Annotated in this window: 12 protein-coding genes, 1 tRNA gene and 1 pseudogene; 8 read left to right on the top strand and 6 right to left on the bottom strand. The window is 70.3% G+C overall.

Annotated elements, in window-relative coordinates; genetic code table 11:
- Positions 1 to 141 precede the first annotated feature (141 nt).
- Positions 142 to 229: transfer RNA gene (locus ABZV38_RS03450), tRNA-Leu, on the top strand.
- Between the two features lie 92 nt (positions 230 to 321).
- Here ABZV38_RS03450 and ABZV38_RS03445 read toward each other — a convergent pair.
- Together ABZV38_RS03445 and ABZV38_RS03440 are read right to left on the bottom strand one after the other, a co-directional pair.
- Positions 322 to 2,112, bottom strand: coding sequence for a cation:proton antiporter (locus ABZV38_RS03445; protein WP_356324077.1), 1,791 nt, complete (start codon positions 2,110 to 2,112; stop codon positions 322 to 324).
- 96 nt (positions 2,113 to 2,208) lie between these two features.
- Positions 2,209 to 3,129 (bottom strand): aldose 1-epimerase family protein, encoded by a 921-nt coding sequence (locus ABZV38_RS03440; protein WP_356324075.1) that lies wholly within the window; start codon positions 3,127 to 3,129, stop codon positions 2,209 to 2,211.
- 370 nt (positions 3,130 to 3,499) lie between these two features.
- On the opposite strand from ABZV38_RS03440, the gene ABZV38_RS03435 reads away from it, so the two are divergent.
- From ABZV38_RS03435 to ABZV38_RS03420, 4 genes are all read left to right on the top strand, one after another.
- Positions 3,500 to 5,323, top strand: a complete 1,824-nt coding sequence (locus tag ABZV38_RS03435) for a glycoside hydrolase family 15 protein (protein ID WP_356324073.1) — start codon at positions 3,500 to 3,502, stop codon at positions 5,321 to 5,323.
- 78 nt (positions 5,324 to 5,401) lie between these two features.
- On the top strand, positions 5,402 to 6,349 hold the full coding sequence (locus tag ABZV38_RS03430; protein ID WP_356324071.1) for a cyclase family protein: 948 nt from the start codon (positions 5,402 to 5,404) through the stop codon (positions 6,347 to 6,349).
- 15 nt (positions 6,350 to 6,364) lie between these two features.
- Complete coding sequence (locus ABZV38_RS03425; RefSeq protein ID WP_356324069.1) at positions 6,365 to 7,945, top strand: GMC family oxidoreductase; 1,581 nt, start codon at positions 6,365 to 6,367, stop codon at positions 7,943 to 7,945.
- A gap of 292 nt (positions 7,946 to 8,237) precedes the next feature.
- Entirely contained in the window at positions 8,238 to 8,531 is a 294-nt protein-coding gene (locus tag ABZV38_RS03420) for a hypothetical protein (RefSeq protein ID WP_356324067.1), read from the top strand.
- Between the two features lie 7 nt (positions 8,532 to 8,538).
- On the opposite strand, the gene ABZV38_RS03415 is transcribed toward ABZV38_RS03420, so the two are convergent.
- Positions 8,539 to 9,378, bottom strand: coding sequence for an SDR family oxidoreductase (locus tag ABZV38_RS03415; RefSeq protein ID WP_356324065.1), 840 nt, complete (start codon positions 9,376 to 9,378; stop codon positions 8,539 to 8,541).
- Between the two features lie 417 nt (positions 9,379 to 9,795).
- Between ABZV38_RS03415 and ABZV38_RS03410 the strand changes: the two genes are divergently transcribed.
- From ABZV38_RS03410 to ABZV38_RS03400, 3 genes and pseudogenes are all read left to right on the top strand, one after another.
- A complete protein-coding gene (locus ABZV38_RS03410; RefSeq protein ID WP_356324063.1) occupies positions 9,796 to 10,749 on the top strand; it encodes a DUF389 domain-containing protein in 954 nt (317 codons plus the stop codon).
- A gap of 155 nt (positions 10,750 to 10,904) precedes the next feature.
- A pseudogene (locus tag ABZV38_RS03405) lies at positions 10,905 to 13,789 on the top strand (glycoside hydrolase family 2 TIM barrel-domain containing protein).
- Positions 13,790 to 14,011: 222 nt separating this feature from the next.
- A complete protein-coding gene (locus ABZV38_RS03400) occupies positions 14,012 to 14,947 on the top strand; it encodes an RluA family pseudouridine synthase (RefSeq protein ID WP_356324061.1) in 936 nt (311 codons plus the stop codon).
- 10 nt (positions 14,948 to 14,957) lie between these two features.
- Here ABZV38_RS03400 and ABZV38_RS03395 read toward each other — a convergent pair whose 3' ends face one another.
- From ABZV38_RS03395 to ABZV38_RS03385, 3 genes are all read right to left on the bottom strand, one after another.
- Positions 14,958 to 15,587: an MBL fold metallo-hydrolase gene (locus tag ABZV38_RS03395; RefSeq protein WP_356324059.1), complete on the bottom strand. Its 630-nt coding sequence runs from the start codon at positions 15,585 to 15,587 to the stop codon at positions 14,958 to 14,960.
- Entirely contained in the window at positions 15,587 to 16,672 is a 1,086-nt protein-coding gene (locus ABZV38_RS03390) for an S-(hydroxymethyl)mycothiol dehydrogenase (protein ID WP_356324056.1), read from the bottom strand. The genes ABZV38_RS03395 and ABZV38_RS03390 overlap by 1 nt, the downstream gene beginning before the upstream one ends.
- 169 nt (positions 16,673 to 16,841) lie before the next feature.
- Complete coding sequence (locus tag ABZV38_RS03385; protein ID WP_356324054.1) at positions 16,842 to 18,485, bottom strand: amidohydrolase; 1,644 nt, start codon at positions 18,483 to 18,485, stop codon at positions 16,842 to 16,844.
- Positions 18,486 to 18,497 lie beyond the last annotated feature (12 nt).

Below are 18,497 nucleotides of genomic sequence, written 5' to 3'. Positions count from 1 at the left end.
CCCGCGCCCGGCCCACCCGCCCAAGGCCGCCCACCCCTCGTCATGCGCCGTTCACACCGCCAGTGGCGTGATCGAGCACCTCCGAATGTTTGCTATTGTTTTCCACGTCGGAACGGGCACGGCCCGCGAGACAGACACCTTGTCCGGGTGGCGGAATGGCAGACGCGCTAGCTTGAGGTGCTAGTGCCCTTTATCGGGCGTGGGGGTTCAAGTCCCCCCTCGGACACCATCGGTCTTCCTCCCCTGTGCGGGAAGACGGAGCAGATGCGGATCGAGTATCACTTCGATCCGCATCTGCTTTTTGTGCGTCGTACGCCGGTGTCACGGCCTGCCCGCGGGGCGTGACACCGGGCGATCGGCGGAGGCGGGAGCCAGAAGGACGGCGAGGTCCCCCGGTCCGGGCAGCGGACGGTTCGCCTCGGTGACCGGATCGAGTCGGCCGTCGCCCCGGACCAGGAACAGCATGTCCCAGCCGGCCGGTGCGGCCTGATCTGCAGGCCTTGTCACGATGGACGCCCCGTCCTCGTACCTCCGGGTCAGCGCCGCTCCGGTCAGCTCCGTACCGAACAGGACTTCGCCGCCGATGAACGGGGCCACCACGCCGAGGCTCTCGCGCGGAGAACCGACACGATGGACGGATCCCTCGACGCTGCCCCGCAGGATGGTGGCCGCCAGCGCGTTGAAGTCGTCCTCGGCGGTCAGGAAGTACACCGCCGTGATGCCCTCCAGCTCGGCGCCCTCCCCGGCGGCGGCAGCCAGCAGCTCCCCCGGGGCCAGTTCGAGTCCGGCCTCTCCGATGCGCTCGCGCTGCTGGTCCAGGCCGGCCCACATCAGTACCTGCAGCCCCGCCGCTTTCAGCGCCAGTGCGAGGTCCACCACCCATGGCTCGCCGCCGACCAGCAGCGGACGTGAGCGGGACGGTCTGACGACGCCCAGGCGCCTGGCGACCACCGATGCCGTCAGCCCGTACAGCGTCACCGTGGCAACGATGACGACGAAGGTGGTCGGCAGGATCTTCGAAGCGCCGCCGATCCCCTTCGCGACCAGGGCGGCGGAGAACGTCGAGGCGGTGGCCGCCGCGACGATGCCGCGCGGTGCCATCCAGCCGATGAGGCCCCGCTCGCCCCTGGTCAGGTCAGTGCCGAGCGTCGACACGATCGCCACCAGTGGCCTGACCACGAGCACGAGGACAACGGTGAGGCCCAGCGCGGGAAGTACCACGTGCCGTAGCGATTGCGGGGTGACGGTGGCGGAGATGGAGATGAAGAGCAGGCCGAGGATCAGACTGACCGAGGTCTCGAAGAAGGGCCGGCGTGCCGGGACGTCGAGACGCGTGAGGTTGCCTACTGCCAGGCCCATCATCACGGCGGCGATGAGTCCGGAGTCCTCGCGGATGACATCGCAGAAGGCCGCCACTGCGATCGCCGCGGCGAGCTGGGCCGTGGTCCCGAGGACCTCGCCGAGCCTGAGCCTGCGGAACAGCACCCACAGCATCGCGGCCCCGACGATGCCTCCCGCCATCCCGACGCCAACGCTGCCGAGGAACTTCAGTACTCCGCTGCCGACATGACGATCAGTGCTCGCGTCGACGATGTGGAAGACGAGCGCTCCCAGAATGCCGCCGACCGGGTCGATGAGGGAGCCCTCCCAGACCAGGATGTGCTGCAGCCGCTCTTTCGGCCGGACGAAGCTGAGCAGCGGCCCGACCACGGTCGGTCCGGAGACCACGAGGATCGCGCCCAGCATGGCGGCCGCCCGCCGGTCCATGCCCATCAGGGGCATGGCAAGGAACGCAGCGAGCACCCAGGTGATCAGGGCCCCGATCCAGATCAGCCTGATGACGACGCGGCGGATATGGCCCTTCAGCTTCCTGAGATCGAGCCCGAGGCCCGCGTCGTAGAGGATCACCGCGACGGCGAGCGACACCAGGGGTGAGAACGCCGGGCCCAGCAGCTGTTGCGGATCGAGATCGTCCACCAGCGCGCCGGCGACGAACCCGACCGGCAGCAGCACGATGAGTGCCGGGATACGCAGCCGGCTCGCCAGGATCTGCGACCCGACGGCGAGCACCAGGGTCAGCCCCACGCCGATGAGGACCTGATCCGTCGTCACGTAGTGCCTCCGTGGTGCCGCGTCGGCCGACGAGCCGGTGGGTGCTCCTGCCGGCGAGCCGGGGACCGGGCAGCACCGGACACCACGGCACAGCCGTCATTCCTGCCACGGGGTGATCCCCCAGCGGACCGTGTGCTCCTCACCGGGCCCCAGAGCGACAAGTCCCGTACCACTGCGGAACGCGTCCGGTGGGCACGACATCGGCTCGATGGCAACGGAGCGGCGCCGCTCCCCTTCGGGCAGGGTGTCACCGGTGTACAGCTGGACATGATCGGCGCCCTCACCGAGCCATACGTCGGTACCCCATGCGCCGGAGGAATGGGCGAGGGTCACCACGGCCCGCCCGCGCGCGTCCCGGTCGAGGTCGCCGTACGGGGTGTCCAGCCGCTGGGCCCCGATGGTTCGTGGCGTACGGAAGTCGTAGGGCGTGCCCTGGACGGGTTCGGCAGCCACCGGCAGCCCGCGCTCGTCGGTGCGCAGCCTTGTCCGCGCCGGTACGGTCAGCAGCGCGTCGTCCACGGTCCCGGTGCCGACCGTGAGATAGGGGTGCTGGCCGACCCCGTAGGGAGCGGCGCTCTCGCCGAGGTTGCGTGCGATGACGGCCACGCCGAGGCCGTCGTCGTCCAGGGTGTATTCGGCGCGGACCCGGAGGTGGAAGGGGTAGCCGGGCTGGGGCCACAGGGAGACATCGAGCACCGCCCGGTCGTCCTGCGCCTCGACGATCCGCCACGATGTCCAGCGGAGCAGACCATGGATGGCGTTGCCGTTCACCGGTTCGGTCAGAGGCAGTTGCTGGTCCTGTCCGTTCCAGCGGTAGCGGCCGTCCTGGATCCGGTTGGGCCACGGCACGAGCAGCTGACCGCGCCCGCCGGTGATCCGGTCTTCCGGCGCGAATCCGTCGAGTACGAGCCGGTCGCCGACGGCGTAGTGACGCAGGGCCGCTCCGAGTTCGACGACGACCGCGCTCCGGTCCCCATGGCGGAGAGTCAGCTGCCGTCCGGTCCGGCTCTCGTGCACGCGTGGCCTCCTCGGTCTGCCCGCAGGCGGACGGCCCCTGGGCCCGGGCTGGGTGGCGACCGGTCCGTCGGCCGCCTCTCGGGAGCGTGCGGACAGCGAACTGCCCAGTCAAGCGGGACACGAGCGCCCTGCTCCAATGGCCTGCCAGGTTCGCCCGCCGGGGGCATGCATGGCGGTACGTGGCCCGGCCACCCACCCTCTGCACGCGGGCCGCAGCACGGTCGAGCGGTTACGCCGTGACACCGGCCGGGCGGGCGGTGGACGGCGGGGTGGGGCCGGCGCCCCTCCACCGTGCATCCCGGGCGGCGGGATCCGTTCTGTCGGATAGTGGTGGGTGAGGGTCGGGGGCTGCCTACCCACCGGAGCCACGATGGACGAGCGCTATCCACCGATCGCCGAGCACGGTCTGGTCGGCGATCTGCAGACCGCCGCGCTCGTCTCGTCCCGGGGGATTATCGACTGGTTCGCCGCTCCCCGGTTCGACTCGCCCAGCATCTTCGCCGCGCTGCTCGACGCCGAGCGCGGGGGGTATTTCCAGCTGGCGCCGGAGCATCCCGACGTCAGCTGCAAGCAGCTCTACTACCCCGACACGGCGGTCCTGGTGACCCGGTTCATGTCGCCGGACGGGGTGGGCGAAGTGATCGACTACATGCCTCCCGACCCGACTGGTGTCCCCACCGACCGGCACACCCTGATCCGTGTGGTGCGCGGCGTGCGGGGGACCGTCGGTTTCACGCTCCAGTGCCGGCCGCGTTTCGACTACGGCCGGGCCGAGCACGAGCTCGACGTCGGTCCCGAAGGCGCTCTCTTCCAAGCCCCCGGCATCAGAGCTCATCTGCAGAGCACCTTCCCGCTGGAACGCGACGGCCAGGATGTACGGGGCACGGTGACTCTGAAGGCGGGCGAGGTCGGCAGCGCCGTGTTCACTGTCTGCGCTCCGGGCGGCGAGGCTCCCCCGCCCCTGACAGTCGACGGGATCACCGCCCAGGGCTGGGACGTCATCCACTTCTGGAAGAAGTGGATGCGGACCTCGCGCTACCGGGGCCGGCGGCCGGAGCTGGTGCACCGCTCGGCCATCACCCTGAAGCTGCTCATCTACGCCCCCACCGGAGCCATGATCGCGGCGGCGACGATGGGGCTGCCGGAAAAGGTGGGCGGAGAACGCAACTGGGACTACCGGTACGCCTGGGTCCGCGACGGTTCGCTGTCCGTTCGCGCACTGCTGGACCTCGGCTTCGTCGAGGAGGCGACCGCGTTCGTCCACTGGCTGGTCGCCCGGCTGCATGACCGCGAGGGCGACGGCGGAGAGGCACTGCAGACCATGTACCGGGTGGACGGTGACCCGAACCTGCCCGAGGAGATCCTGGAGCACTTCGAGGGCTATCGGGGCTCGTACCCCGTCCGTTCGGGCAACGGCGCCGCGGACCAGCTCCAGCTGGACATCTACGGCGAAGCCCTCTACGCGCTGTCGCAGGGGCACTGGATCGGCCGGCAGGCCACCTACGCGGGGTGGAAGGCGCTCACCCGGGCGCTCGGCTGGCTCGCCGACGCCTGGGACCGGCCGGACGAGGGCATCTGGGAGACCCGCGGCGGCCGCAAGGACTTCACGTACAGCCGGGTGATGTCGTGGGTCGCCTTCGACCACGGGCTCCGCCTGGTGGACGTCTTCCGCAGGCCCGCCGACACCGTCAGGTGGACGAAGGCCAGGGACGCCATTTTCGAGCAGGTCATGGAACGCGGCTGGAGCGAATCGGAGAAGGCCTTCGTCCAGCAGTACGGCGGCGACGTACTGGACGCCTCCCTGCTGTTGATGCCGAGAGTCGAGTTCATCGCCCCCAAGGACCCGGCGTGGCTGTCCACGCTGGACGCCATCGACCGCAAACTCGTCTCGGACAGCCTCGTCTACCGCTACGACCCGGCAGCCTCGCCGGACGGGCTGCCCGGTTCCGAGGGCACGTTCAGCCTCTGCACCGTCCTGTACGTCGACGCGCTGGCCCGCGCGGACCGGCTCCCGCTGGCGAGATACGCCTTCGAGAAGATGCAGACCTACGCCAACCACGTCGGACTCTTCGCCGAGGAGATCGGCCCGAGAGGGGAGCAACTGGGCAATTTCCCGCAGGCATTCACCCATCTGTCCCTGATCATGGCCGCCACCACGCTCGACGAGGCGCTCGACCGGGAGGAGGGCCGCTGACCCCGCCGTCCCGGCAGCCGCCGGGAGACCGCTCGCCCGGGCACCCGCCCGGCCGGCTCTCCGAGAGGATCACGGCCCATGACCGCACAGCCACGCCCCGCAGGACCGTCCCCGGTGAGCGCCGCGGAGTTCGCCGGTCTCTATGCGCGCGTTCGCCGCCCGGCCGACCCCGGTACTGCCGGCCGCGGCGCCCTGGACAACATCACACCGCGGCAGGTTCGGGCGGCGGTGGACGAGGTCGGATCGGGTCTCACGGTGACGATGGCGGCGCCCGTGGAGACCCGGCAGGGGCCGGACAATCCCGATCCCTGCCGACATGTGATGACCGGCGCCGTCGCTGGCGCCATCAAGGCGAGCGGGCTGCAGTTCGCGAGGGACCGCATCGCCATGAACGTGCACGGGGACGCCGACAGCCATCTCGACGCCCTGTGCCATGTGATCTTCGACGGGACGCTGTACGACGGCGTGCCGGCGAGCGGTCTGACGCCGGACGGAGCGGCCGATCTGACGGTCGGCATGGCGCGGGACGGCATCGTCGGCCGGGGTGTTCTCCTCGACATTCCCCGGTTGCGCGGAGTCCCGTGGCTGGAGCCGGGCGAGTTCGTGACCGGGGACGAACTCGCCGCCGCCGAGACCGCGCAGCACCTCCGGGTCGGACAGGGCGACCTGCTCTTCGTCCGGGTGGGCCACCGCCGCCGGCGCGACGACCTCGGGCCCTGGGACACCACCGAGGCCCGCGCCGGACTCCACCCCACAGCCATGGAGTTCCTGGCGGAGCGCAAGGTCGCGCTGCTCGGCAGCGACGGCAACAACGACACCGCGCCCAGCACGACGGAGGGCGTCGACTTCCCCGTCCACGTACTGGCTGTCCACGCCATGGGGCTGCACCTGCTGGACTTCCTGCAGTTCGAGGATCTGGTGCCGGTCTGCGCGGCGGAGGACCGGTGGTCCTTCCTCTGCGTGATCGCCCCCCTCCGGCTTCCCGCGGCCACCGGCTCACCTGTCAATCCGATCGCGATCCTGTGAGGTACGGGAGCTCTCATGCCGGACGACCAGAGTTACGACGTCATCATCATCGGTACGGGCGCGGGCGGCGGCACTCTCGCCCACCGGCTGGCCCCGTCGGGCCGGCGTGTCCTGATCCTGGAGCGGGGCGGCTACCTGCCCCGTGAGATCGACAACTGGGACTCGACCGCGGTGTTCGTGAAGGCCAAGTACCTTGCGCCCGAGACCTGGTACGACAGGCACGGCCACGAGTTCACCCCTGAGGTGAACTACTACGTCGGGGGCAACACCAAGTTCTACGGCGCCGCGCTGTTCCGTCTGCGGCCCGAGGACTTCGGTGAACTGCGCCACCATGACGGCATCTCCCCGGCCTGGCCCATCCGTTACCGGGATCTCGAGCCGTACTACACCGAGGCCGAGCACCTCTACCTGGTGCACGGCAGGCACGGCGAGGACCCCACGGAGGGGCCGGCCAGTGCCCAGTACCGCCATCCGCCGGTCCGGCACGAGCCGCGGATCCAGCAGCTCTGTGACGACCTGGAGAAACAGGGACTGCACCCCTTCCATCTGCCGATCGGTGTCAACCTCACGCAGGACGACGACGGCAACGCCACCCACGGCAGTGTCTGCATCCGCTGCAACCGGGTCGACGGATTCCCGTGCCTGGTGAACGGCAAGTCCGACTCCCAGGTGATCTGCGTCGACCCCGCGCTCGAACACGACAACGTGCGCATGATCACCGGCGCCGATGTGCGCCGGCTGGAGACGGACCCGACCGGACGCACGGTCACCCAGGTGGTCGCGGAGCTCGAAGACGGCTCGACCGCGCGCTTCGCCGCCGACATCGTGGTGGTCGCCTGCGGGGCGGTGAACTCCGCCGCGCTGCTGCTCCGGTCCGCGAGCGACACACACCCGAACGGCCTCGGCAACAGCTCGGACGTGGTCGGGCGCCACTACATGAGGCACAACAACCTGGCGCTGATGGCCATCTCCAGAGAGCCGAATCCGACCCGCTTCCAGAAGACCCTGGCGCTCAACGACTGGTACCTCGGATCGGAGGACTTCGACTATCCGCTGGGCGGCATCCAGATGCTCGGGAAGTCGGACTCCGAGCAGATCCGCGGGGAGGCACCGCGCTGGGCCGGAAAGGTCTCGCCCGACATGCCGTTCGAAGTGCTCGCCCATCACGCGGTCGACTTCTGGCTGTGCGGAGAGGACCTTCCGCTGCCGGACAGCCGCGTCACGCTGGACGGCGACGGAAGGCTCCACCTGTCGATCGACGAGAAGAACAACATGACGGGGCTCACCAGGCTCCGGCGCCAACTGCAGGAGATGCTCGGACATCTGGGGATGCACCCGCACCACCTGCTGGACCACAGCCTCTATCTGCACAAGGGCATGCCGATCGGGGCCACCGCGCACCAGGCCGGCACGATTCGATTCGGTACGGATCCGAGGAGTTCGGCGCTGGACATCAACTGCAGGGCCCATGAGCTGGACAACCTCTACGTCGTCGACACCAGCTTCTTCCCGAGCATCGGCGCGGTGAATCCGTCCTTGACCGCCATCGCCAATGCCCTGCGGGTGGGCGACCACATCGTCGAACGGCTCCGCTGACGTGCGGCGGAGATCCCCGCCGGGTTCCCCTGTCGGCGGGGTGCGGCCCGGGCCGCCGGCGAGGGGTTGTGAGCTGCTGTCGGTTTACTGAGCTGAAGTGAGTTGTGGTGTGCGGGAGTGAATTTTGTCGGTGGGTTGGTGGGGGTGGGAACGGGGGTTCTGGGGTCGAATGGGTGACCTTGGCGGCTGTTGCTCGTTGGGCTGGGTGACAGGCGTCCGGCCTGGGGGGGGTGATGTGGTAGGTGGTTTACGGAAGCTGACGGCCTCGTTCGTGGTGCCCGGGCCTTGCGGGGTGGCGATCCGGGACCGTCTGGGGCACCTCACGCCCCAGGACGAGAAGGTGCTGCGTGCGGTCGGTGAGCATCAGGGTGCGCTCGCTTCCCGTGATCTCAAGGCCCGCTGCGCGGATGGCCTGGAGCAAGGTGCGGACACCTGGGCGGCGCGTAAGCGGGAACTGACGAAGGAGTCGTCGTCGCGGATCGTCACCGAGCGGGAAGCGAAAGCGGGAACCCAGCGCATCCAACACCGTTCGGGATGCGCCCAGTACGCAGCAGTGGGTCCAAAACTCACTCACGCACACTGGTGAGGAACGCTCAGCCTCCGGTGGCGAAGCCGGGGAAAAGGGTCATTCCGCCGTCCACGTACAGCGTGGCGCCCACCACGTAGTCGAGCAGATCGGACGCCATCGCGACGACGGCGTTGGCGATGTCGTCCGGATCCCCGACCCGGCGGTACGGGATCAGCCGCAGGAGGTCGGCCTCGGCCTCGGGGGTGTCCCAGGCACTCCTGTTGATGGGGGTGCGAATGGCGCCGGGCGCGATGGCGTTCACCCGGATTCCCTGGGGGGCCAACTCCTGTGCGAGGGTCTCCATCATCATGCCCACGCCGCCCTTGGAGGAGGCGTAGTTCACATGGCCCGCCCAGGGGACGATCTGGTGGACCGAGCTCATGCAGATGATTTTCCCGGCAGACCGGGAGACCTCCGGTACGACGCCGCGCCGCACGAACTCCTTGGCGGCCTCCCGCGCGCAGAGGAACTGGCCGGTGAGATTGACGTCGATGACCTTCTGCCACTGGGCGAGCGTCATTTCCACCGTCGGCGCATCCCGCTGGAGGCCCGCGTTGGCCACCATGATGTCGATGGTGCCGAGCTCCTCGATCATGCGGGCGACCATGCCGACGACCTGGTCCTCGTCGGAGACATCGGCCTGATGGGCGTAGGCGCGGACCCCGAAGCCCTTGATCTCCGCGACGACCTTTTCGGCCTCGTCCTCACCCACGACGTAGTTGACCACGACGTCCGCACCGGCCCGTCCGAGTGCGATCGCGGTCGCCTTGCCGATACCCGAATTGGCTCCGGTCACCAGCGCTCTCTGCCCTGCCACGAGCCGCGCGGACAGCGCGCCCCGGGCCTCACCGGTACTTCCAGCCACCACGACTTCTCCTTCGGCACTCAGGCGGCCCGTCGATCGGCAGACACCGCCGCCGGGCGGGCCGCTGAACCGGCAGTCGCTGCGGGAGGGGCGGCGCGGCGTCACCGTGCCGTCCTGCCGGGAGCAGAAGCGCGCGAGCCTGTTCGCACCGCCCACCTTCCTCAGGAAGGGAACACCGAACGCGGCGAGCGGCCCGGACCCGGCGCGCAGAGCGGTCGCGGCGGGGCAGGAATGTCACACAACCGGGCCAATGCCGCGCCCAGGACGCCCGTGCCGCCTGACTGCACGTCGTCTCCTGTATCCCGCGTCGCTGACCGGTGTGGCGCACCCCCCGGGCGGACCAGTCGCCATCGCTCGTCCGTGTCAGGTGCGTTCGGCGTGCCGCGACCGGTGCGGGAAGGGGCCGAGGATGGCCGGATGGACATGATCCACGTTCGTCTCGTGATCCCACCGGATCTGGCCGACGAGACGGTCGCAGTTCTGTCGGCCGATCGCTGCGTCTTCAACCTGGTCTCGCTTCCGGATGCTGCACGCCATCCGGACGGCACCGCCGTCCAGTGCGACATCCTGGCCGGCGCGGCGAACGAGACGCTCGGCCGTCTGCGTGGCCTCGCGGTGGAACAACGCGGTTCGATCGTGGTCGAGCCCGTGGACATGGCGCTGTCGGGACCGGCTGCCGAGGTCGAGAAGCAGACACTCGGAGCTCGCGCCCGCGCCCCGATCTGGGAGGAGGTCGAGGCCCGGATCCACGCCGAGGGCACCTATCGTCCGAGCTTCTACCTCTACCTGGCCATCGCGGGGATCATCGGGTCGGTGGGAATCATCACCAACTCCCAGATCCTGATCGTCGCGGCGATGATCGTCGGGCCCGAATACGGCGCCATCACCAGCATTTCGCTCGGCCTCGCGAATCACAACAGCGTGCGGATCCGGCAGGGGCTGCTGGCCCTGCTCCTCGGCTTCACCCTGGCAGTCGTCGCCACGTTCCTGTTCTCCCTGCTCGTCCGGGGTCTGGGACTTCAGCCCACGGCCTTCACCCTGGGCATCAGACCGGTGTCCAACCTGATCAACACGCCCAACTTCTTCTCCTTCGTGGTGGCGGTGCTGGCCGGAGTCGTCGGGATCGTCTCCCTGACCCAGGCGAGGACGAGTGCGCTGCTCGGGGTCTTCATCTCGGTCACCACCATCCCGGCGGCAGCCGACATCGGCGTTTCCTGCGCCTTCTCCAGCTTCACCGAGGCCCGGGGCTCACTGCTCCAGCTGCTGCTGAACATTGCGGTTCTGATCGTGGTCGGCCTCGCCACACTGACGGCCCAGCCGGCGATCTGGCGCAGGATCAGCCGGCGCAGGAGCCGCGCACACGAGCGCTGACTGTGCCCTTTCATGGGGTCGGTCCCACGCCCGCGAGCGCTGCGCAACCCGAACTCCCCCTCGCTGATCGCCGCTTCTCCACACCCCCTTGTTGAAACGGTTCACCCCTGGCTAACGTCCAGCAGCGAAGCGGGCGTTGCCGAGCAAGGAGAATCATGAGCCGTACGGACAGCCACTCGCTCCCCTGGCACATGGACGTGTCCCCCGGATCGGGCGGACTGCCGCCCCGGACCTGGTACGCGGGATCGGACGCCCGGCGGATGTCGTTGAACGGGGAGTGGCGGTTCCGGCTCCTGCCGACCGCGACCGCCGAGGACACCTCGTTCACACGGTCCGGATTCGACGCGTCCGGCTGGAGCACGGTCGCGGTGCCCGGGCACTGGGTGCTGCAAGGGGCCGGCGGAGCGCCGGCGTACACCAATGTCGTCTATCCGTTCCCGGTCGACCCGCCCCACGTGCCGACCGAGAACCCGACCGGTGACCACCTGCGGACCTTCGATCTGCCCGACGGATGGCCGGCGGGCGGCGATGCCGTGCTGCGGTTCGACGGGGTGGAGTCCGCGGCCCGGGTCTGGCTCAACGGCGTGGAGCTGGGGGACTTCAAGGGGTCGCGGCTGCCGCACGAGTTCGCGGTCGGCGGCATCGTGCGGGCCGAGGGCAACGTCCTGGCCGTCCGCGTGCATCAGTGGTCATCGGGGAGCTATCTGGAGGACCAGGACCAGTGGTGGCTGCCCGGAATCTTCCGGGACGTCACGCTGATGCACCGGCCACCGGGTGCGCCCAGGGACTTCTTCGTGCACGCCGGCTACGACCACCGCGCCGGGGCCGGGACCCTGCGGGTGGAGTGCGACGGGGCCGGCGGCCGGGTGGTCGTGCCCGAGCTGGGGGTCGACGTCGCGACGGGTGAGGCGGTGACCGTCCCGGTCGAGCGTGGACAGCCGAGACGCCCCGGCTGTACGAGGGTGAGCTGGTGACTCCCGGCGAGCGGATCCCGTTGCGGATCGGCTTCCGTACCGTCGTCGTCGAGGACGGGGTCGTCGAGGTCAATGGCCGGCGCGTGCTGTTCCGTGGGGTGAACCGGCACGAGTTTCACCCGGAGACCGGGCGCGCCGTGGACGCGGAGACGATGCGGCGCGATCTGGTGCTGATGAAGCAGCACCACATCAATGCCGTACGGACCAGCCACTATCCGCCGCATCCGGCGTTTCTCGAGCTCTGCGACGAGCTGGGGCTCTGGGTGATCGACGAGTGCGATCTGGAGACTCATGGCTTTGTCGGCCTGGAGTGGCGCAACAATCCGGTCGACGACGAACGGTGGACCCCCGCGCTCCTCGACCGGGCCGCGCGGATGGTCGAACGCGACAAGAACCATGCGTCGGTGATCATCTGGTCGCTGGGCAACGAGTGCGGCTCGGGGCGCGGGCTGACCGCGATGGCCGAGTGGATCAAGAACCGGGATCCGGACCGGCTGGTGCACTACGAGGGCGACCTGTCCTGCAAGGACGTCGACCTGTACTCGCGGATGTATCCGACGCACGCCGAGGTCGAGCTGATCGGGAAGCGTGCCGAGGACCCGTGGGGCGACCCTGAGTTGGACGCCCGGCGGCGCGCCATGCCGTTCATCATGTGCGAGTACGGGCACGCGATGGGCAACGGTCCCGGCGGGCTGAGCGAATACCAGCGGCTCTTCGAGCGGTACGACCGCTGCCAGGGCGGGTTCGTCTGGGAGTGGATCGACCACGGTCTCGCCCACCCGGAGCACGGCTTCGCCTACGGCGGGGACTTCGGCGAGGAGCTCCACGACGGCAACTTCGTCTGCGACGGGCTGCTCTTCCCCGACCTCACTCCCTCCCCCGGGCTGATCGAGTACAAGAAGGTCATCGAACCGGTCCGGATCGAGGCCGGGACGTCGGCCGGCACGGTCAGGATCGCCAACGGGTACGACTTCGCAGGGCTGGGCCACGTGGAGTTCGTCTGGTCGCACGAGGTGGACGGCGAGGTCCGCGGATCGGGCCCGCTCACCGTGCCCGACGTGGCGCCCGGAGCCCACGCCGAGGTCCGGCTCCCCCGGGACGGCGCGGGTGTGTGGACCGTACGGGCGCTGCTCGCCGAGGACAACGCGTGGGCGGAGCGCGGGCATGTGGTGGCGTGGGGGCAGGTGGAGGTCGGTGCGGCGGTCCCGGCTGTGGCAGCGGTGGGCTCGCGCCCGGAGACGGGTGGGGGGGTGATCACGCTCGGGGGCGGTGTCTTCGACGCGCAGAGCGGGGCGCTGGTGCGGCTCGGGGGCGTACCGGTGGAGGGGCTGCGGCTCGATGTGTGGCGTGCACCGACCGACAACGACAACGGTGCGGCCTGGCAGCCGGACGAGCGGTACGGGCTGCGGTGGCGGGAGTTGGGGCTGCATCGGATGCGGCACCGGATCGACGCCGTGGAGGTGGGCGAGGAGTCGTTGACCGTACGGACGTGGGTGGCGCCCGCCGGGGTGGACCTGGGGCTGCGTACAGAGTACCGGTGGACCGCCGACGGGGATCGGCTCGGGCTCACCGTGTCCGTGGCACCAGAGGGCGACTGGCGGGTGCCACTGCCCCGGCTCGGGGTCCGGTTCGGGCTGCCCGCCGCGTACGGCGGGGCGCGGTGGTTCGGCGGCGGGCCCGGCGAGGCGTACCCGGACACCCGGGCAGCGTCGGTGCTCGGGCGGTGGGAGATGCCCGTGGACGCGATGCAGACCCCGTACGTCCGGCCGCAGGAGAACGGCGCGCGGGCCGACGTCCGGTGGGCGGAGCTGACGGACGACGGCGGTGCGGGCGTGCGGGCCGAGGGGGGTGCTCCGTTCTGGTTCACCGCCCGGCGGTGGACGAGCGAGCAGCTGGATGCGGCGGAGCATCTGCCGGATCTGGTGGCCGGGAAGACCGTCTGGGTCCATCTGGATCAGGTGGTGCAGGGCATCGGATCGCAGTCGTGCGGGCCGGGCGTGCTGCCGCAGTACCGGCTCGACGCGGCGGCGGCGGAGTTCTCGTTCGTGTTCTCGACCGTGGAGTGAGCAGGAGGTGAGCAGGGCCCGTTCCTCCTCGGTGGCCGTGGAGCCGAGCGCATCGGCTGCGGCCACCGAGGAGATGACGCTGCTGCCCGCCCGCTGCCGGTGGGCGTGACCGCGCAGTCGCCGGTGACCTGCGCCGACGCTGTGACAGGATTGCCGCACCATGACCACCAGCACCGCGAGCCGCCGCGCCCCGGGCGCCGACGATCAGGCAGGGCCTGCGCGATGAGAGGCCGCGCGAAGCCTCCGTCGGCGCCTCTGCCGCAGCGGGACGGCATCGATCCGGTCAGGGTGCGGCTCCCCGAGGATCCGGACGGTGAGTGGGCGACGGTCCGCGATCATCTGCTGGCGCGGTTCGCCGGTGCGATCGGGGCGGACCGGGTGGACGCCATGTTCGCCGAGGGCCGGTTCGTCTCGGTGCAGGGGCCCGTGGCCCCCGACGAGCCGTACACAGCAGGCCGGTTCCTCTGGTTCCACCGGGACTTCGCCCCCGAGGAGCCGGTGCCGTTCCCGGTCGGTGTCGTGTACCGCGACGCCCGTCTCGTCGTCGCCGACAAACCTCACTTCCTGGCCACGACACCGCGCGGCCGGCACATCACCGAGACGGCCGTGGCGCGGCTCCGCCGGGAGCTGGGGCTGCCGACGCTGCAGCCCGCGCACCGGCTGGACCGGCTGACCGCGGGCCTGGTGCTCTTCGTCGTACGGCCCGAGGACCGGGGTGCGTACCAGACGCTGTTCCGGGACAGGCTGGTGCGCAAGGAGTACGAAGCGGTGGCACCGTACGACCCCTCGATTGCCTTCCCCCGCACGGTACGGAGCCGGATCGTCAAGGAGCGCGGGGTGATCGCCGCCCGGGAGGAACCGGGCGCGGCGAACAGCGAGAGCCGGATCGAACTGCTGGAACACCGGGAAGGGCTGGGCCGCTACCGGTTGCTGCCCGCCACCGGGCGGACCCACCAGCTGCGGGTGCACATGAACAGCCTGGGGCTTCCGCTCGTCCACGATCCGGTCTATCCGGTGGTCGAGGCGGAGGGTGCGGCGGACGACTGGACCCGCCCGCTGCAACTCCTGGCCCGGGTGCTGGAGTTCACCGATCCGGTCACGGGCGAGCCGCGCCGCTTCGAGAGCGGGCTGCGGCTCTCGGCGTGGCCGGACCGGTGAGACCCGGCGGTCAGTGACCCCTGGCGATCCACTCGTCCAGGTGCGGTGCCTCCGCGCCGATCGTGGTGGAGTCGCCGTGTCCGGTACGGACGGTGGTCTCCGCCGGCAGCGCGAGCAGCCGGTCCCTGATCGACTCGACGATCGTCGGGAAGTGTGAGAACGACCGTCCGGTGGCGCCGGGCCCGCCCTGGAAGAGCGTGTCCCCGGTGAAGACGGTGGCCAGCCCGGGGGCGTACAGACTGACGGCACCCGGGGCATGACCGGGCGTGTGCAGGACCTGGAGCGTGGTCCCGGCGATCTCCAGCTCCTGGCCCTCGGCCAGTTCGGCGTCGGGGGTGCGGTGCGGGTGGGTCTGCTTCCACAGCGGCAGGTCGTCGGGGTGCAGCAGGATCGGTGCACCGGTGGCGTCGGCGAGGGCCGGGGCCGCGTCGATGTGGTCGTTGTGCGCGTGCGTGCAGACGATGGCACGCAGCGTACGGCCGCCGAGTGCGGCCTCGATGGCGGCGGCGTCATGGGCGGCGTCGATGACGATCGCCTCGGTGTCGTCGCCGACGATCCAGACGTTGTTGTCGACGTCCCACTCGCCGCCGTCGAGGGCGAAGGTGCCGGAGGTGACGAGGTGGTCGATGCGGGCGGTCATCAGAAGACCACCACCGAGCGCAGCACGTCGCCGCCGTGCATCCGGGTGAAGGCCTGCTCGATGTCGCCGAGTCCGATGGTCTCGGTGACGAACGCGCCGAGGTCGATCCGGCCCTGCTGGTGCAGGTCGATGAGCATCGGGAAGTCGCGCGAGGGCAGGCAGTCGCCGTACCAGGAGGACTTGAGCGAGCCGCCACGGCCGAACACGTCGATCAGCGGGAGTTCGAGCTGCATCTCCGGGGTGGGAACGCCGACCAGGACAACGGTGCCGGCGAGGTCGCGTGCGTAGAACGCCTGCTTGTACGTCTCCGGGCGGCCGACCGCCTCGATGACGACGTCGGCGCCGTTTCCGCCGGTCAGGGAACGGATCGCCTCGACCGGGTCGGTGGAGCGGGAGTTGACGGTGTGTGTGGCACCCATCCTCTTCGCCGTGTCCAGCTTGCGGTCGTCGATGTCCACCGCGATGATCTTCGCCGCGCCGGCCAGCCGCGCGCCGACGACAGCCGCGTCGCCGACACCGCCGCAGCCGATGACGGCGACCGAGTCGCCGCGGCCGACCGCGCCGGTGTTGATGGCGGCGCCGATGCCCGCCATGACGCCGCAGCCGAGCAGCCCGGCGACGGCCGGGGAGACCTCGGGGTCGACCTTGGTGCACTGGCCGGCGGCGACCAGGGTCTTCTCCGCGAACGCACCGATACCGAGCGCGGGCGACAGCTCGGTGCCGTCCGTCAGCGTCATCTTCTGCTGGGCGTTGTGGGTGTTGAAGCAGTACCACGGGCGGCCGCGCAGACATGCCCGGCACTGCCCGCAGACTGCACGCCAGTTGAGGATGACGAAGTCGCCGGGCTCGACGTCCGTGACGCCGTCACCGACGGACTCCACGATGCCCGCGGCCTCATGGCCGAGCAGGAACGGGAAGTCGTCGTTGATGCCGCCCTGCTTGTAGTGCAGGTCGGTGTGGCAGACGCCGCACGCCTGGATCTTCACGACGGCCTCGCCGGGGCCGGGGTCGGGAATCACGATCGTCTCGACCCGTACCGGCTCGTTCTTCCCCGGTGCAATGACCCCTTGTACCTGCTGCGCCATACCGCGGTCTCCCTTTTCGTGACGGTTCCGGCTTCTGTGACGTTCGACCGGTACCCGATGATCGAACGCGAACAACCGTACGCGGTGCGTGGGTGTCACGGCACCGATGGCGCGATGGCGCGCGGCAGGCGCCCCCCGGTGGTTCCGCCGGGGGACGCCTGCCGGTGTGTCAGGCCTGCGTGTCGTGCACCCGGTGTCCGCCGACGTACGTCTGGAGGACGCGGGTGGCGCCGATCTCCTCAGGCGGCCCCGCATACACGTCGCGGTCCAGGACCACCAGGTCGGCGAGGGCTCCGGCACGGATGGAGCCGGTGTCGTCCAGGTGGTTCACATGGGCCGAGCCTGCCGTGTACGCGGCGATGGCGGCCGTGAGCCCGATGCGCTCCCCGGGCAGGAAGACCGGTCCTTCGCCGTCCGGGGCGATCCGGTTGACCGCGGTGTGGATGCCGTGCAGCGGCTCGGCGCTGCTGACCGGCCAGTCGCTGCCGGCCGCGACGGTCGCGCCGGACCGCAGCAGCGCGCCGAACGGGTACTGCAGCGCGGCGCGTTCGTCGCCGAGGAAGGGGATGGTCAGCTCGTCCATCTGCGGTTCGTGGGCGGCCCACAGCGGCTGGATGTTGGCTGTGGCACCGAGCTCGCGGAACCGGGGGATGTCGTCGGGGTGGACGATCTGGAGGTGGGCGAGATGGGGCCGGGTGTCGGTGCGGCCGTTGGCGGTGCGGGCGGCCTCGACGGCGTCCAGTGCCTCGCGCACGGCGCGGTCGCCGAGGGCGTGGAAGTGGGTCTGGAAGCCGAGGGCGTCCAGTTCGGTGACGTACCGGCGCAGCTCGACGGGGTCGATGAAGCTGGTGCCGCTGTTGGCGGTGGCGCAGCCGCAGGCATCGAGGTACGGGGTGAGCAGGGCGGCAGTGCCCGTCTCGGCGACCCCGTCCTGCATGATCTTCACCGAGCCGGCCCGGAACCGTCCGCCCGTCAGCTCCCGCCTCCTGGCTACAAGTTCGGGAATCTGCTCGGCGCCGCGCTCGCGGTCCCACCATAGGGCGCCGACGACGCGGGCGGTGAGCAGGCCGTCGCGGGCTGCGGTCAGATAGGCGTCGGACGCATCATCCATCGAGCTGTAGACGCCGACGATGGCGTCCTGCCAGGCGGTGATCCCGTACGAGTGAAGGAGGCGCTGGGCGCGGAGCAGGGCGGTGAGCCGGTCGGCGGGCGTGGAGCGCGGGGCGTGACGGGCGACCAGATCCATGGCGCCCTCCTGGAGGAGTCCGGTGGGCTCACCCCGGTCGTCGCGTTCGATGCGGCCGTCGCCCGGGTCGGGGGTGTCGCGGGTGATGCCGGCGAGTGTCAGGGCGCGGGAGTTGACCCAGGCGCCGTGGTGGTCGCGGTTGACCAGGAAGACGGGACGGTCGGGTACGACGGTGTCCAGCCGGTCCCGGGTCGGGCTGCCGCCGTCGAAGGCCTCCATGGACCAGCCGCCGCCGTTGATCCACTCCTGGTCCGGGTGGCTGTCGGCGTAGGCCCGTACCGCGGTGAGGGTGTCCGCCGCCGTACGGCAGTCCGTGAGGTTGCACTGCGCGAGTTCGAGGCCGGCGGCGACCGGGTGGATGTGCGCGTCCTGGAAACCGGGAACGAGCAGCCGGCCGGCGAGATCGACGACTTCGGTCTTCGGGCCGATCAGTTCTCGCACCTCGTCGTGGCCGACGGCGGTGATGCGGTCGCCGGTGACGGCAACGGTCGTGGCGCGGCTGCGGGCCGGGTCCATGGTGAGGACCGGGCCGCCGGTGAGGACGAGATCGGCGGGGGTGTGGTGCATGGGTGGTTCCGT

Origin of the sequence: Streptomyces sp. NPDC005181, assembly GCF_040608395.1 — a bacterium.
In the GTDB taxonomy this organism is placed as follows: domain Bacteria; phylum Actinomycetota; class Actinomycetes; order Streptomycetales; family Streptomycetaceae; genus Streptomyces.
The sequence above is the reverse complement of the archived record's forward strand: the minus strand, read 5'-3'. Positions and strand labels throughout refer to the sequence as shown.

What these genes read in the sequence shown, in the direction of transcription:
- ABZV38_RS03435 (WP_356324073.1), top strand. Translation starts at nt 3,500, where the DNA reads ATGGACGAGCGCTATCCACCGATCGCCGAGCACGGTCTGGTCGGCGAT.
- ABZV38_RS03430 (WP_356324071.1), top strand. Translation starts at nt 5,402, where the DNA reads ATGACCGCACAGCCACGCCCCGCAGGACCGTCCCCGGTGAGCGCCGCG.
- ABZV38_RS03425 (WP_356324069.1), top strand. Translation starts at nt 6,365, where the DNA reads ATGCCGGACGACCAGAGTTACGACGTCATCATCATCGGTACGGGCGCG.
- ABZV38_RS03410 (WP_356324063.1), top strand. Translation starts at nt 9,796, where the DNA reads ATGGACATGATCCACGTTCGTCTCGTGATCCCACCGGATCTGGCCGAC.
- ABZV38_RS03400 (WP_356324061.1), top strand. Translation starts at nt 14,012, where the DNA reads ATGAGAGGCCGCGCGAAGCCTCCGTCGGCGCCTCTGCCGCAGCGGGAC.
- ABZV38_RS03395 (WP_356324059.1), bottom strand. Translation starts at nt 15,587, where the DNA reads ATGACCGCCCGCATCGACCACCTCGTCACCTCCGGCACCTTCGCCCTC.
- ABZV38_RS03390 (WP_356324056.1), bottom strand. Translation starts at nt 16,672, where the DNA reads ATGGCGCAGCAGGTACAAGGGGTCATTGCACCGGGGAAGAACGAGCCG.
- ABZV38_RS03385 (WP_356324054.1), bottom strand. Translation starts at nt 18,485, where the DNA reads ATGCACCACACCCCCGCCGATCTCGTCCTCACCGGCGGCCCGGTCCTC.